The sequence below is a fragment of the Microseira wollei NIES-4236 genome (assembly GCF_020521235.1).
Classification (GTDB): Bacteria; Cyanobacteriota; Cyanobacteriia; order Cyanobacteriales; family Aerosakkonemataceae; genus Microseira; species Microseira wollei.
Map to the genome: position 1 here is coordinate 14,049 of NZ_BLAY01000129.1, position 15,464 is coordinate 29,512.

At 45.7% G+C, this 15,464-nt stretch carries 13 protein-coding genes; 2 read left to right on the plus strand and 11 right to left on the minus strand.

Annotated elements, in window-relative coordinates; genetic code table 11:
- Positions 1 to 39: 39 nt before the first annotated feature.
- The 8 genes from MiSe_RS33075 to MiSe_RS33105 all read right to left on the minus strand — a co-directional run bounded on the left by MiSe_RS33075 (position 40) and on the right by MiSe_RS33105 (position 11,186).
- Positions 40 to 2,373: a monovalent cation:proton antiporter family protein gene (locus MiSe_RS33075; protein ID WP_226588111.1), complete on the minus strand. Its 2,334-nt coding sequence runs from the start codon at positions 2,371 to 2,373 to the stop codon at positions 40 to 42.
- Between the two features lie 113 nt (positions 2,374 to 2,486).
- Complete coding sequence (locus MiSe_RS51365) at positions 2,487 to 2,615, minus strand: hypothetical protein (protein WP_264196750.1); 129 nt, start codon at positions 2,613 to 2,615, stop codon at positions 2,487 to 2,489.
- A 148-nt stretch (positions 2,616 to 2,763) separates the two neighbouring features.
- A complete protein-coding gene (locus MiSe_RS33080) occupies positions 2,764 to 3,648 on the minus strand; it encodes an STM4011 family radical SAM protein (protein WP_444980584.1) in 885 nt (294 codons plus the stop codon).
- Positions 3,649 to 3,828: 180 nt separating this feature from the next.
- Entirely contained in the window at positions 3,829 to 5,163 is a 1,335-nt protein-coding gene (locus tag MiSe_RS33085) for an STM4012 family radical SAM protein (protein ID WP_226588115.1), read from the minus strand.
- 49 nt (positions 5,164 to 5,212) lie between these two features.
- Positions 5,213 to 6,049 (minus strand): STM4013/SEN3800 family hydrolase, encoded by an 837-nt coding sequence (locus MiSe_RS33090; RefSeq protein WP_226588117.1) that lies wholly within the window; start codon positions 6,047 to 6,049, stop codon positions 5,213 to 5,215.
- 363 nt (positions 6,050 to 6,412) lie between these two features.
- A complete protein-coding gene (locus MiSe_RS33095; protein WP_226588119.1) occupies positions 6,413 to 7,669 on the minus strand; it encodes an STM4014 family protein in 1,257 nt (418 codons plus the stop codon).
- A gap of 148 nt (positions 7,670 to 7,817) precedes the next feature.
- Positions 7,818 to 9,065, minus strand: coding sequence for an STM4015 family protein (locus tag MiSe_RS33100; RefSeq protein WP_226588121.1), 1,248 nt, complete (start codon positions 9,063 to 9,065; stop codon positions 7,818 to 7,820).
- A gap of 372 nt (positions 9,066 to 9,437) precedes the next feature.
- The gene (locus MiSe_RS33105) at positions 9,438 to 11,186 is read right to left on the minus strand and encodes a Rieske (2Fe-2S) protein (protein WP_226588123.1); all 1,749 of its coding nucleotides are present in this window, start codon (positions 11,184 to 11,186) and stop codon (positions 9,438 to 9,440) included.
- 130 nt (positions 11,187 to 11,316) lie between these two features.
- Between MiSe_RS33105 and MiSe_RS33110 the strand changes: the two genes are divergently transcribed.
- Together MiSe_RS33110 and MiSe_RS33115 are read left to right on the plus strand one after the other, a co-directional pair.
- Positions 11,317 to 11,964 (plus strand): helix-turn-helix transcriptional regulator, encoded by a 648-nt coding sequence (locus MiSe_RS33110; RefSeq protein WP_226588125.1) that lies wholly within the window; start codon positions 11,317 to 11,319, stop codon positions 11,962 to 11,964.
- A 1,176-nt stretch (positions 11,965 to 13,140) separates the two neighbouring features.
- On the plus strand, positions 13,141 to 13,779 hold the full coding sequence (locus MiSe_RS33115) for a PEP-CTERM sorting domain-containing protein (protein WP_226588127.1): 639 nt from the start codon (positions 13,141 to 13,143) through the stop codon (positions 13,777 to 13,779).
- Positions 13,780 to 13,902: 123 nt separating this feature from the next.
- Here the strand turns inward: MiSe_RS33115 and MiSe_RS33120 are convergent, their stop codons facing one another.
- From MiSe_RS33120 to MiSe_RS33130, 3 genes are all read right to left on the minus strand, one after another.
- Positions 13,903 to 14,337 carry a type II toxin-antitoxin system VapC family toxin gene (locus tag MiSe_RS33120; protein WP_444980585.1) on the minus strand — a complete coding sequence of 145 codons (435 nt, stop codon included), beginning with the start codon at positions 14,335 to 14,337 and terminating at the stop codon, positions 13,903 to 13,905.
- Positions 14,334 to 14,636 (minus strand): hypothetical protein, encoded by a 303-nt coding sequence (locus tag MiSe_RS33125; protein WP_226588131.1) that lies wholly within the window; start codon positions 14,634 to 14,636, stop codon positions 14,334 to 14,336. Before MiSe_RS33125 ends, MiSe_RS33120 begins: the two co-directional genes overlap by 4 nt.
- A gap of 147 nt (positions 14,637 to 14,783) precedes the next feature.
- The coding region (locus tag MiSe_RS33130; RefSeq protein ID WP_226588132.1) for a creatininase family protein at positions 14,784 to 15,464 on the minus strand (681 nt) is incomplete at its 5' end.

The window sequence follows — 15,464 nt, forward strand, 5'->3', positions numbered from 1 at the left end:
TTGCCTGTTTATTTCCCATTACCAATTACCCATTACCAATTACCCCTCCCTGAAATTATCCACTGGCAGAAACTCGCGCAAAGCTTCGCTTTCACCCGCTGTTACCACGGGGACGAGGGGAACGGGTGCGGGGGTTTCGGGTGCTAGAATTTGTTGAATTTGATTGAGGGGATGGAAACCGCCGCATAATAGTATGCGATCGCCTGCCAGCAATTCGGTATCTTCTCCCGGTAAACGGATAAACTTACCATCCCGGCGAATGGCGCGCAGTTGGACGCCATACTGGCGACGAATATCGAGAAGAGCAAGTTTTTGCCCGACGAAAGGACTATCTGGAGGTACTACAATCCACTGGCAGGGGTCATCATATCCGGGTACGACAGCTTCCCCTTTCGCCAGATCGTCGAAGGCGGCGAGTTCTTCCCCTTCTCCAACGACTAACAAGCGATCGCCTTCGTGGAGGGTTGTTTGCGCGTCTGGATAGTCTACTTCATCGCCTCTAGATCGGCGAATTGCCATTAAACTCACCCCAGTTAAGTTGCGGATATCTGCTTCTCCTAACGTCATCCCCTCTAAGGGCGAACCGGCGGGTAGATTATACCACCGACTGTTCATATCAGAGGCCGCCAGTTGCAGTTCGCGGGAAACTTGGGAAGCGGAACGAATTGGACGCAGATCGAGATAGCTGCGATCGCGTATTTGCTGCACTTGCTGTTGAATCGCTCTCGGACTCATTCCCAGACCGATCAGCAGGTGACTTGACAGTTCCAAACTCGCTTCAAATTCTGGTTGTACCACTTCCCGCGCCCCCAATTGATAGAGCAATTCGATATCGCGATCGTTATTAGCGCGCACGACGATATCCAATTCGGGGGCTAATTCTAACGCGCGTTTGAGGGAAAGGCGGGTACTCATCGGATCGGGGAGTGCGATCGCCATTCCCCGCGCCTTGTTTACTCCAGCGGTTTCCAGCACGTGCAAGCTGGTACAGTTACCGTAAACGTAAGGCACACCCGCTTCTCGCAATTGCTGTATTCTACTTTCCGACTGGTCGATCACTACCACTGGATATTCGTTCGCCTGCAACAATCGCACCAAATTGCGCCCCACCCTACCATAACCGCAGACGACGATGTGATTTTGCAAATCTATGTCGCAGGCGACTTCTAAAGGTACGTTCGCTTCTTCTAAATAGTTTTTTATCCAGGGTAAATCTAACAATTGCGGCACAACGCGCATCAAAAATGGCGTCACCACTAAGGTAACAGCGGTTGTCCCCAAAATTAATAAATAAATTCGGCGAGAAACCAGCCCCAATGCTTGTCCTTCGCTGGCGAGTACAAAGGAAAATTCCCCAATTTGAGCCAGTCCCAACCCGGCTATTACAGCAGTTTTTAAAGGATAGCGAAACGCTCTCACAATCGGTGCGACGATTAAAAATTTGCCCAACAAAACTAGGGCTACCAGTCCTAAAATCAACTCCAGGTTGTTCCACAAAAACACCGGGTCGATTAACATGCCAATCGCCGCAAAAAATAAGGTAGCAAAAATATCCCGGACTGGTTCGACATAGGTTAAAGTTTGGTCGGCATATTCGACTTCCGAAATCATTAACCCCGCGACAAATGCACCCATTTCGATGGAAAGTCCTAAATATTCTGTCAACAGGGCGACACCCAAACACAAAGCCACCACGCCGAGTAAAAACAGTTCCCGACTCTCGGTTTTAGCTAAAAATCGCAGAATTTGTGGTACAATCCATATCCCAACTGCTAATGCACCCGCTGCAAATAACCCGATTTTGAGTAGCGCCGCTCCTACTGCTAAACCAAGCGCTTCTGCTGGTTCGTCAAGCGCTGGCAAGACGGCTAGCATCAATCCTACTGCCAGATCTTGCACGACTAATATACCCAGCATTACCTGAGCGTGGGGCGTTTCGGTTTCGTTGCGCTCCATCAAGCACTTGAGGACGACGGCGGTGGAAGATAATGACAGAATTGCTCCCAGAAACATTCCCTTGGCGGGTAAGGTTTCCCAAGCGCCCGTGACGCCGCATAATAAAACAGTGATGGCGATGGTGAGGGCGATTTGCAGTCCGCCGCCACCGAGAGCGATCGCTCGCACTTTCTTAAGTTCGGCAAAGGAAAACTCCACCCCCAGAGCAAATAACAAAAACGCCACGCCAAACTGCGCCAGGGTTTCAACCTGAATTACTTCTTTAATCAGTCCTAACCCCGCAGGGCCGACAATCATCCCCCCCAGCAGATAACCTAATAAAACGGGTTGCCGCAACAGCGACGCCAGCAAGCCCCCCGCCGCCGCAGCGCTCAGAACCAATACCAAATCGACTATCAGCCTAAAATCTTCTTGCACAAGTTTCTGAAAGAATTTTTACAATCTATAAACTAAGAATACAGAGTTTTTCAGGTTTAGGGGATCGGGCAAGCTTAATTGCAGATTTTAGATATCAGATTTCAGATTTTATGTCAATCTGAAATTACTTGCACCCAGCCGTCGGATACCGAGTCTAGGATGGGATGCGATCGCTCTTTTCCTTCGTCGCCACCGTCGGATCTCCAAACACCCCAGTTTGACTCAAATCTATTGTTGCCCAAGCATAGGTAACCTGTCTTCCCTACTTACCAGTGTATCTTGTGGCAAGTCGGGATACTTTGCAACGGCTTTATCCACGGGACTTACGCAAAGGCATTCCTAGAAACCGGGTTTGTGCATAGATCTCTAGTTACCTTTCCCAACAATTTTTCATAGCAACCCGGTTTCTGGCCTCGACGTAGGAGAATGGGAGACTGGAATTCGTTCTAAAATCCCAGAGCCGAATACTTTATCTAATTCTAAGTATTCTAAATGCACGTAGCCAATATGACAGTGGCAGGTTTCATTTGTACAAGGTCGTTCAAATAATGACGATTCATAATTAGCATCATAGATATTTCCAATCGGTTCTTTAATAAAATGGCATCGCCGCATCGTCCCGTTGCCATCGACAGAAATAACCGATTTTCCCGCCCGACAATTGCGTCCTAAACTGGGGTAATGGTGGGTGTTGATATGATATAATGGATCGATAGATTGAAAAAATTCTCGTTCTTCTATTGATAGTTGGGGAATTTCTTTTTTGACTGCATTAATCCACAAGTAAATATGGGATGGTAGTTCGCGGCGGAGGGCGGCAATTTCTGTTTTAAACTTGGGAAAGCCGACGACACCTGCGCTGAAACGAACGCCGCGACGGTCGAGTTCTAGACATTGGGAGAGGAAGCGATCGCGCGTTACCCATTCGGGATGAAACGTAGACCACAAGGCAAGTTTTTCTTTATTACAATGTTCCACCCAGTCTAGATTACAGGAAAGATTGGTTTGAATCGCCGCTTTATCAACATTAGGCAAGTGGGTTAATTTCGCCAAAGCTTTCTGATACCAGCTATGGATTAAAGCTTCTCCCCAAGGCGTAATTAAAATTGAAAATCGATGTTGAGTTTGTTGGGCTATCCAGTCGTTAAATCGCTCTAATGCTTGTCTATCTATGGCTAATTCTGCCGCTGATTGTTGTCGTTTGGCGAAAGGGCAGTATTCGCATCCGTAGTTGCAACTGATTAATGGGCCGCGATATAAGATGGTGATGTGCATATAGGTAATTGTGAGATATTGCATCGGTTTTATCACCCGCCACGGAATAAATTCCAAGGGCTTTTAGCGAAAGTCCTCTTAAGAGGACTGAAGAATTTTTACAGCATTTTAGTCAGTTTTAACTGACTTTGGCTATTAGCCCGGAAATTGATTTCCGGGCGGGTGGGCGGATATGGTGATTTACTTCAAATTATAACTCTCCATCAAATAGCGAACTTGATCGGAAAACAACCAAGCGCCAATCGTATCCGAACGCTCAACCCCGCTTGCAGTTAAGCGCAAAGTTTCCCGATTCCAAGTTGCTAAATCCAGCAATATCAACTCAGACAATTCGGGAAAATCTGCTTTGGCATCCGTCCCAAAATGCTGACGATATTTTACCACATTCAACCCCTCATCAGAAAGCAAAGATAATAAAATATAACGCCGTTTCCGTTCTTCTAAATCAAGTACAAACCCGTAGTCAGCACAATCAAAATCCTCATCTTTCCGGTGAATAAACGCTTGCAAAATCTGCCGCACTTCCTTCGCGCCTACCGCGTAATCGTTAGAATAATGTACCGTATCAGTATAAGACCTCGCACCGCAACCTAAACCCACCATTCCATCCGCTTGACAGCAATAAACTGGCGCTGTTTCTGCATCTGGCGCATGATTGGCGCGAAACATTCGCATCGACACTTGCGCGTAACCTTCTGATAGTAAAAAATCTCGCCCTTCGCGATAGCATTCTAAGCGAGTATCATCCCATTCTTTATCGGAAATTCCCATTCCTGTCAAAGGTCGCACGTACAAGGGATAAAGATAGATTTCTTCGGGTTGAAATTGCAATGCTTCTTTAATTGAGTGCAACCAAGTTTCTACGGTTTGTCCGGGTAAACCATAAATTAAATCGATATTAATGGTAGGAAAGTTGGCTTCTCGCATCAAAGTCAGCGCGGCTTTTACTTGGCTGGCTTTCTGCCTTCTTTGGATGGCTAAAACTTCGGTATCGATGAAGCTTTGGACGCCGATGCTGGCGCGGGTGATGTGGCGCGATCGCAACAATTCCATCTTTTCTTTATCCACGGTTTCCGGCGACATTTCCATCGAAATTGGTATCTGTTGTAAATTAGCGCCCATCGTGTCTTCAGCAATATCTAAAATTGCTTCTAATCCTGGCACCGGAAGTTGGGTAGGCGTCCCGCCGCCAATGGCAAATCTGGCAAAAGATGCGTCGCCAATTGCTGCTTCGACTCGCTTTGCTTGTCGTTGGAGGGTGCGAATATATCGATCGGTAAAGTCTTGATTATGTTGCACGGTGGTAAACAAGTTGCAGAAGCCGCAGCGCATTTCGCAAAAGGGAATGTGGATGTAGAGAAACAGTGCGTTGCGGTTTTGTTTTGACCATAATTCTGCCAGATTTATGGGTGGATTGATGGGACGATAGGCGGTTTTATGAGGGTAGGAATAAACGTAAGCTTGGTAGGGAGATTGTTGGAGGAGTTGTTGGAGGGAGGTTGTGGTTTTCATCATAATAGTTTGAACCGCGAAGACGCAAAGGACACGAAGGAAAGAGAAGGAGTTACTGTTTTAATGGCAGGATAAATTCGGCATAGGGTACTGTCCAGACAACGGAGTGACTGATGCGATGTCCGGTGTATCCGTCTTCGCCGTAAGCGGTGCCGTGATCCGAACAGAGAATGCAGAATGTGGGTGCGCGTTTTTGTAAGGTATTCCAGAGTTTTTCTAGTTGGGTATCGACATATTCTAAGGCGGCGGCGTGGGATGCGATGGTGTCTGCTTTCGCACCTCTAAGGTAGAAGTAATTCGGTTGATGTAAGGCGGAAATATTGATGAATAAAAAGAGTCTTCGATCGCGGGGTGTTTGGGTGAGGATGTTTTGCGCGATCGCCACCTGCATTTCTGTCGAATTCGGGTTCGTCACTCCCAATTCCGGACTCCAATAACTTTCGTCAAATAAACCTGGCAATACGTTACTTAATGGGTTGAGTTTGTTGAAGAAACCGACGCCACCGATGCAAGCTGTCCGATATCCTTTGGCAGCCAATCCACCGACAATATTAGAACTATCTAAAATGCAGGTAGTTTCCGCAATTGTCGTACTCCCTTCAAACCGCAATGCAAAGGGACGCGGGTGAATTCCTGGCGCAATCGGTGTGGGAAGAAACCCGGCAAAAAATGCCTGGTGTGCGGCGTAGGTAAAGTTTCCGGGTGAGTGTCTTTCTTCCCATCCTCCCGCTGGCAATACTGCGGCTAAATTCGGCGTTCTTCCTTGTGCCAGCAAGTTTTTCGCTACGTCGTATCGCAGGGTATCCAAGGTAATGAATGCAATATCGTGCGTGCCGACGATTTGGTTCACGTCGATGAATTTTTCCGGTACTGGTTGTGTTTTTAACATGCTCCTTTTTCCTTTTATTTAACTATTGCCCCATCGATCAGTTTTGCTGATCGAATTACCCCAATCCGATCCGTTTTTCAAATCAAAACCCTCTTGTTTATCCCAGGCAAACGTCATACTATAGTAATTGTATTTGTCTGACTAAATGCTTGTTAAAAGTAGGTAGTTGGAGCGCAGCGGACAATCGTCCGCTGCGCGGGCAAAAAAGGTAAAGTCCCTAAATTTACCTGCATAAATTCCTCCGATTGACTTGATTTAACATCGCCTTCACCTCGCTGGTATAAGCTAGCTGTAGGGTGCGTTCCGCCTATGCTTAAATTCAGCTATGATTATTGGTTTTCAGCGGAACGCACCATCCAAGATCTAGCGGTGCGTTACGCTAGCGCTAACGCACCCTACGTTAATAAATCGATTTACCATCGCCTTCACCTCGCTTGTATAAGTATCTAATCCATGCCAAAAAATCCCCGGTAACAAATCGCCAAAGGCATTAATTTCCAGAATCCCATGATGTTTAAAATCCGGCGCAACTAGCAAATCGACGCCGCAGTATAAACTATTCGGAAATAAACCCGCCGCTGCTTCGCAAGTTCGCTGCATTTCTTGCCAATTTTGTGGCCCAACTTTGCTCAAAAATTCTTCCGCATCGCCTCTCTCGTTGCCTAAGTGTAAATTGGTCATCGGACTTTTACCCAAACGCACGACAAGGTGTTTCGCTTCACCATCAATTACTACTACCCGGACATCAAATTGGCATCCTTGCAAATAAGCTTTGGGTAGCCATGCTTCAACTTGGACGCCTTCTGCGGTGAGGATGTTGATAATATCGGCAACTTCTTCGCGGCGGGTGTATTGTCGAATTTTACGAGAATTATAAAGTAGAGTTTGCCCGTTTTCTCGCACTCGTTCGACGGTGGTAATCGCGCATTCGCCGCGCGGGTGGGTATAGTAGGCGACGACGCCGGAAGCAGCAGATCCGTGGGAGAGTTTGACGAAAACGCGATCGCATCCCTTGTGTCTCATCTGTTCCCGCAGTTCGTCATAGTTGCGGATAGGATTGAGCGATCGCGCTACGGGTATCCCATTGCAACTAAACAATTCGTGACACAGCGGTTTATCAAACATTGCTGCAATATCTGGCGGATGATTCATCGTCGGACATCGCAATTGTTTCTCCCATTGCTGCAACAAATAACGCCATCCGAGATACCACTGGCGAGGATAAAGAATGCGTCCTTTATCGAATTCTAAAAGCATCGCATCCGCCGCGCTAATTCGCTGATGTTGACCGTCATCTGAGACATCTGCACCCGCAGCAATTATCGCTTTATCAATTTCAAAATTCCTTTCCGGCGAATCAAATCGGATAATGGTATTGGGTGCATCGAATCGTTCCAGGGTATCTTTCCCTGCAATTAAGTCGGCGTAATTGACTATAGTTGCAGGTGGTAAATTGAAATGTTCTAGCGCCTGTTGGAAGAAACCGACGCGGCGATTTTCGGGATTGGCGATGGTGACAAAGTTTAGCATCTCTTGACGCTGTTTATTCATAGAGTGCATAGTAACGCGATGCTCCGCCTCTCTCAATAAACTCTTCTGTTGATTGGGATTGTTGTTCATCCGCGCTTTCCTTAATATCGCTTTGTGTTAGTATTCCCAAAAGTTAGCGATATGCCAGACCGCGCACGCTGCGCGTGAAGCGAAGCTATCGCTCCAAGAATCGCACTACACGCAGGTTATGCGATCGCACTCCATCCACTCGCATCTTTTACTCAGCAACAGAACAATAGCGATATATTTCATCGTTATAATCTTCTTCCTGTTTCTGATTGTTCGCTCTGACTTCAACGTCTAACTCAGACAACCTTTGAATCATTTCATCAGATAGGTAATTCTCTGAAACATTGAGCAGATCCAGTTGATTAATTGCCGGACAATTCAACAAAGCTAATGCTCCCTCATCAGTCAAAGTTCCCATAGAAAGGTCTAGCACAATAATCTGTTCAAGTACAGGTGCATTGACTAAAGCTTTGGCAATCTCGTCAGCGTATTCGCTATTCCGCAACCCTAAGTAAGTTAAATTGGGAAAAGATTGGTTAGAAAGAATTGGCATTAAATCCTCAATCGAAGAGTCGCCTCCGTATTCGTCTCTACCCAGCCACAATTCAAGATGCTCCAATGCTGGCAACTTTAAAGCGCAAATCTGAGCAATCGTTTCTCTACCAAGTCCTCCAGTTTCGACGATCATAGCTGTTAAATTTTCGTGTTGCACGGGACTAAATGCCAAACCATTCCCACCCCGCACTTGCAGAACCTCTAAATTAGGATAAGCTACCAAAACAGGGCTGATATCGCTCTGATAAAGCCAAGATATTTGGCGTTCACTGTCAATAACATCGCCGATGAAAACAGCCTTGAGATTAGGCAACTGTTCTTTAGCTGCAACAAGTGCATCGACGAGAATAGCAGATTCATCCCACACTCCAAACACAAGTGCTTCCACAAGGATTGCTCTATCGTCTTGCAACAGCTTTGCGAGATAGTGTGTAATATCAATATATTGAGGATAGTTCCATGTTGCGACTCTTAAGGCGTAAGGAGTGCTGCTAGGATCGGTAATGCCAATTTCAGAATCAAATTCCTCAACTTTCCGGTTAGCAAAAGTAGTAGCGTGAAGGGGATATCCATTGATGTCAAGACGCTCAACTAAGTTCCAAGTTTTGTAATCGCGTAACGCTTGTTTAACTTGAAGTTCTTCTCTTTCTCGCAACAGCAAATAAGCAGAACGTCGCACTTGTTTTTCAGCATCTTTTAATGCCTCAATTACCAATTCTAACCCTGCATCCCCATATTGCAGCGCTTCGGCAACTGCCGCAATTCGCGCTTCTATCATTGGACTCGCCAAGCGCCTTTTCACACCTTCAATTCCGCCTAAAACTGCACCTTGCACCGGGGGTGGCGCTTGACCGCCCAACACGGCATCATAGTCTCTGGGTTGATTGGGATTGTTGTTCATACGCGCTTTCCTTGGCATTATTTTTGATTAGAATTCCCACGCATTGAGGAAAAGCGATGCGTTCATCCAAATCGCCTTTTCCCTCTACTGCGTTACGCTGCTTGATTTGCACATAGTGTAGCCGCGATCGCTCTGGCTGTATAGTAGAAAAATACTAAATTTTGTAAATCCTCAAGTCAACAGACGCCTGATTCGGATCGGACTCGTATGGTTCATAGCGTTGTAGGGGCGGGTTTTACCAGTCCCGTTTCATAGTAAGCGAATTGTGTTTATAAACCCGCCCCTCCGTGCGATGCCGATACAAGCGGACACGATATTATATCAATCGCCTGTGGTAAAAACAGACAATTTAACTCTTCCCGCCCCGCCTAGCTAAGATTCTTCAAATAAGCGATCGCCGCGATGCAACCGATACGCCATTTGATAGGTTTGCTCTTGACTTCGCATCGTCGGTGCGTGAGCGGCTAAATATCGCGCCGCAGCGACCAAGACATGAACTCCCGCAGGAGTTTGACCCAGCAAAGAATACTGGCGAAATGCCGCTTCCATTTCTTGAATAACGTGAAAGTCGCGATTTTCTCGCAACATTAACTTGCCCAGCATTGCCATCAATTGTTCGGGTTTGCCACCAGCGTACAAATATTGTGCCACCAATTGTCCGACCTGATTTACTTGTTGCTGTCGATCGAACAGTTCTGGTAATTGTTTGAGCAATTCTGCTGGATTTTCCACTCCATCTTTTGGTTCTGGAAGTTTGGCGGGCGGTATATTCAAAAATCGATTCAAATAGACGCTCATCGCCGCATCAAAAACTCCCCTGAGTAATTCAGGAGATGGAACTCGTCGCAAACCTTGGTGAACCGCATTGGCAAATGTAAAAGGATGGTGTGCTGTATTCCAATCGCTATGATCGTTGTTGGTATGGAAGCGAGCAACGCGCAAGGCGGCGGCGTAAGTCACCGCGCCTGCTAATTGTTCTTCGGTACAACCTGCTTTTAAAGCTGTCAAAAGTGCGTCGGCGATCGCTACAGCATCCTCACCCAATAAAATCGGTATCAATTGCTCAAAATCCGACCAATTACCTCGGTGAGATTCTCCCTCTGCTAAAGCTTTTGGCAACTGCTCAAACGCCGCATCCAAAATTTCTACCAAATCCACCGGATAGCGCCAAGAGTTAGATTCTTCCATGCGAGTTGCATTCGCCAAACCCCCTACTAAACTCGGTAAAACCGCTTCCGCTCCTTGCCAATTGACAGCATCTAAAGCTTCTAGTGCCTTATTAATAAAATCCAGGGTATGACCCACATCAATGTAGCGGCGATCCGTGGCAGATGCAAATAGCATATCGGCAATTTGTTTTGAATCTGCACCAATCCGAATTGCGGTAACTAAACATCGTTCTGCTGCTTCGCTGTCGCGCCGTTCGATAAATTGGCGGAACCAACTTTTGAGCGCATTAATATCGCCGGAAAAATTCGGCAGCGGGTGAACGACAAAGTGAGGCGGCGCACCCGCACTATCGCGAGCAACTGCGGAAAGTCCTTGATAAAGGGCGCGGGGACGGTCTTCTGCATCTAAATAAGGCAGTAGGTTCATCAAGCAGGTGTGGATGGATAAACCAGTATCCCACCCATTTTTGTTGTAACGAGTGCCAAATTCTAGTCCAATTTGGAACGGTTCTGTAAAGTCAGCACCTAAGTCTAACAGCGCGATCGCAGATTTAGCAATCACCAGCGATATACTGTGCTGTAACCCATCTTGCAGTCGCTGGCGTTGGTGGGCGTAAGGGTCAACTTGCGGTGCTAAATTTACCCACACCTCCCCATCGCGAATTTGCACTGGGAACCCACGCACATCATCTGCCCAAGAATCAAAAGTACCGCCACTTTTGAGGTCAAAACGGGCGTAATGCCACGGGCAGGTAACGATACCATCTTTGCAAGTACTGCCGTGGAGGGGAAAACCCATGTGCGGACAGCGGTTATCGATTGCGTATACTTGGTCGTTGGAATAGAAGAGTGCGATTGCGTGTTTCTCTAAATTTACCAGCAAGCTTCCTTTTGCTTGCACATCAGCCAACTTAGCCGCACAAACGTAACCGTCTATCGAATTGGAAATCATATTTTTTCCTCCATTGGCAGGATAGGTGCGACCTCCGTCTCACCTTCCTGACTTTCTAAAGAAAACTCTTTATAAACTACGATAGTCCTCCCCACTTGACTTTGTAAAGAGTTTCCTTTAATTTCTTAATATGGAAGCCAAATCGCAGAAAAACGATGCCACGGTGCGGACTCGACGCGCGATCGTGAACTTGCTCAAGCAAGAAGGAGCAATGGACTCGAAAGAGCTATCTACGCGCTTGGGAGTTTCCGCAATGGCAATTCGGCAACACCTGTACGCCTTGCAGTCGGAACGCTTGGTCACCTATCAAGAAGAACCGCGTCCGATGGGGCGTCCGGCTAAACTTTGGCGGTTAACTCCGGCGGCAGATCGCTTTTTTCCAGCGGGATACGCCGAATTGACTTTAAGCTTAATTAATTCGGTAACAGAGGCATTTGGTGAAGGAGGGATCGACCGCCTTTTAGAAGTGAGAACTCGCCATCAAATTGCCGCGTATCGAGAGCAAGTTTCACAAGATGGGTTGCAAGAAAAGTTGGAAACATTGGCGATGCTGCGTACCAACGAGGGGTACATGGCAGAAGTTGAACGTTTAGAAGATGGCTCGTTTTTATTAATAGAAAATCACTGTCCCATCTGCGCCGCTGCTACCGTTTGTACGGGATTGTGCGCTAGGGAATTAGAAGTATTTCAGAGCGTTTTGGGAGAAGAAGTGAAAGTTGAGCGAACCGAACATATCGTCGCCGGTGCGCGACGCTGCGCCTATCAAGTTTCGCTATGAAGAAACCCGGTTTTTTTCCCGATTGACGCTTTCCCAGCCAGCCCGCCAGGGATTGAAATCCCTGGCTAATAGCGAAAGTCCACGTCATGGACTGAAGAAATCTTTCGAGTCCATGACATGGTCTGCTAGAAAATATTAGTTTGTTTTAACTGACTTTTGCTATTAGCCTGCGATTTGAATCCCAGGCGGGCTAACGCCGAAACCATTAATCAAACTCGTGAAAAAATCTGGGTAACGACAAGTTTTTTAACCAGGGGTGAGGATCGGTCATTGCTGTTGCGATCGCGTTACGTGTAGCAATATGCGATCGCACCTCTGAATATTCCGCGAATTTACAGATACACCGATAATTCCTTCAGGCTGTAAGGCGAAACCCTTCCCCTAGCCCATAGGGTAGCCTGCGGCGCTTCTCAGTATCAGTATTTTACTTTGTTCATATATAAAAATTGTGTAAAGTTTAACTCTTAGTCGGCATCTACCTCTCGATATATTTAACTTATAAGTCTACGTGTTTCTGTCATTCTTAAGTCATGTATAATTAATAAATATACATATTTATTAATTATACTTATTAAGTTTTAATTGATTTGTTGATTTAATAAAGTTTTGTAAAATTAAGTCAAAATTACTGAGATGTACAACTGGCAAAGGATTTAGCTAACAGAAGTTTTAGTAAATCGATTCCGTGTTTTCTCGGAGAGCAACTTAAACCGATATAGGAAGCTATAAGTTGTTACATAATTTTACTATATAAAAAATTCATGAAGCATGGTTTTTATGATTTATGCAATGTTATTGTTACTGACATAGGAAAAGGAAAACCTTAAAGCCTTAATCCCTACTAACAACGAAAGCGATTCACATATCGCCTCGCCTGACCAAATACGCAGAAACTACTTAGATAGATAACTGCGAAAAGCAAGAGCATCGGCGTTGCTAGTGTGTGCGATCGCGCCAAACCTTGCTGAGTAAATACATCAGGTTTAAAGAGAGCGATTCGCACATCGCCTCGCCTGAGCAACTACGCAGAATCTATAAAGGTTAGATAACTGCGAAGACAAGAAAAGCAGGTGTATCTGCGTTGCTCGTTTGTGCGCTCGCATCAATCATTGCTGAGTAAATACATCAAGTCTAAATTGACAGAAGTCATCTTTATTACTTTATCAGGATCTGGTAATGAACCTTACTCGTTTTTTATTCCAGCCCATCTTGTCTATTACTACCACCGTAGTAACAGCTTGTGTTATCGTCGCCCCAAGTCAGGCAGCTGATATTATATTTTCTAGCCCTGGTGTGTTAGCAGGCATAAATGGAGTTTCCTTTACTTTGCCCAGCACAGGCGTATCAAATATATACAATATTACTTTGGAACGGGGAACTGTAACTAGCGTATTCGGTACACCGCCAAAGTTCGATCTGTTAAATCAAATAGATGCTGGGGATGCTATAAACCAATCAGTCCAAGGGATCAACCTTTTTTTATCAAGGACTGGAGCAACAGAACTTTGGTTTGAATCCGTTGGAACCAAGGTATTCTATTTACCGTATGAGATTGATCTAAATAGTGGACTTGTTAAAACATCTAGAAATAGATATGCTACTACTGTAGAGGCTAGTTTTATAGATGTTTTGCCTGAGGAAAATGTAGTCTATGCACGTCTCCATCCCGTTCCCGTACCTGAACCTTCTACATTCCTTGGCATCCTAGTAGTCGGTGCTTTGGGTACAGTCCTGAAGGGCAAACGAAAGCTCTCCAAATCAACCGAGAAAGAAATGGAGCTGGAAGGATTTGTAACAAATCGCGCTCGCACTTAAACCACTGTGAAAAAGCGATCGCTTTTGGGATGAGGTGGAGGTGCGATCGCTATTTACTCCTCAAATATCCGAGCAAAGAGCGATCGCATAACCTCGTCGTTTGATAAAAAGATGCGATCGCACTTACTCAGGGATTTGCACAAGAGGAGCGATCCCTGCTGCCAAACGAGTGAAGTGATTCGGATTAAGCGTCAGGAGAACAGCTACCTCTGCTTTCAGAGCAGCTTGAGCAATTAGAGCATCAAAAATACCGCCACCCGGAAGATTTAATGTTACCATTTGAGCGATGGCAATCTGATAATCATTGGAGAGGAGTGGCATCACTTCAATGTACTGCAAAACATCTACAATAATGCTCTGAGCTTGTTGGGGAGTAATGCGTGGCTGAATCGGCAAGCGCGTCATTACAGAATACGTTTCCGCCAAGCTGTGAGTCGAGATAAACCCTTGAATTTGTCTAGATTCTGCTGCCTTGATCCGTGAGAAACAAACAGAATGCTTCGGATGATTGACAATTAATGCAGCAACCAAGACAGAGGTATCAAACAATAATTTTATAAAGCCATTTGCTCCTGAATACGTTCTTCTCGTAACTCATCTATGAAAGTATTAATATCGAAGTTTTTTGGTAATTCCGCATCCCCGAATAAAATTCCTTCTTTTCGATATATTTTTGCTTGATTAGATGGCAGTATACTTGTTAATTCAGAGTTGTGTTCAGGATGTTTTTCAGCCGTTTTATGACTCAAAGCCTCAATTTTTTCAGCGATCGCCTGCCAAACAAACTGTTCAGTTGATATTCCCTGAATGTTTGCCCATTTTTCTATATCTTGTTGGAGTTGAGGGGGAAAGTTCATAGGAATAAATACAATTGCGCTGCGGTTTTTCTAAGTTAAACTCTATGTGGGGAGTTTGTCAATCAAATTTTGAGAGAAAAATGCGTTGGCGCCAGCGGAAGCGAGGCATATCGCACTCTGTTATAGGAAGAAAAACAGCGAACAACTTTAATCCCGATCAAAAGCTTGAGGTTGTCGAAAAGCATATATATCTTTAATAACTTGCACCCAACCGTTGGATACCGAGTCGAGGATGCGATCGCCCTTTTCCTTCGTCGCCACGGTAGGATCGCCAAACACCCCTGTTTTACTCAAATCTTTTGTTGCCCAAGCAAAGGGTAATCTGCCTTCCATGCTTAGCAGCGTATCTTGTGGCAAATCGGGATACTCGGCAACGGCTTTATCCATTTTCACTTGATCTGGCAGGATAGAAAGCATCAAACTCGTTTCCGCATCTCCAGCGTGAATGCCCAACTGTGCTTCTTTCGGCGCGAGCAATTCTGCAGTAATATGAGGCACGCGCCAGGTAAATAGGGGGAAAACCATAAAATCCCCGTATTTTAAGTGAATATCCCGCGCTGCAATTTCCATCACCTGGGGTTGTCCGCCGTGGGAATTCATCAACACCAATTTGCGAAACCCAGCTTGGTAAATACTTTCCGCCATTTCATTCAGAATTGCCAGTAGCGTTTGTGCGCTTAAAGTAATTGTGCCGGGAAAGTTTGACATCCTCCCGCCGCTAATTCGGAGTACCGAATATAGCGGGGGATTCCAAAGATTGCTCTTTAGGCTTCCTCTTTCCACGAGTTGACTTACTTGGAGGAGTTTCCCCACCCAAATATTGGTCAG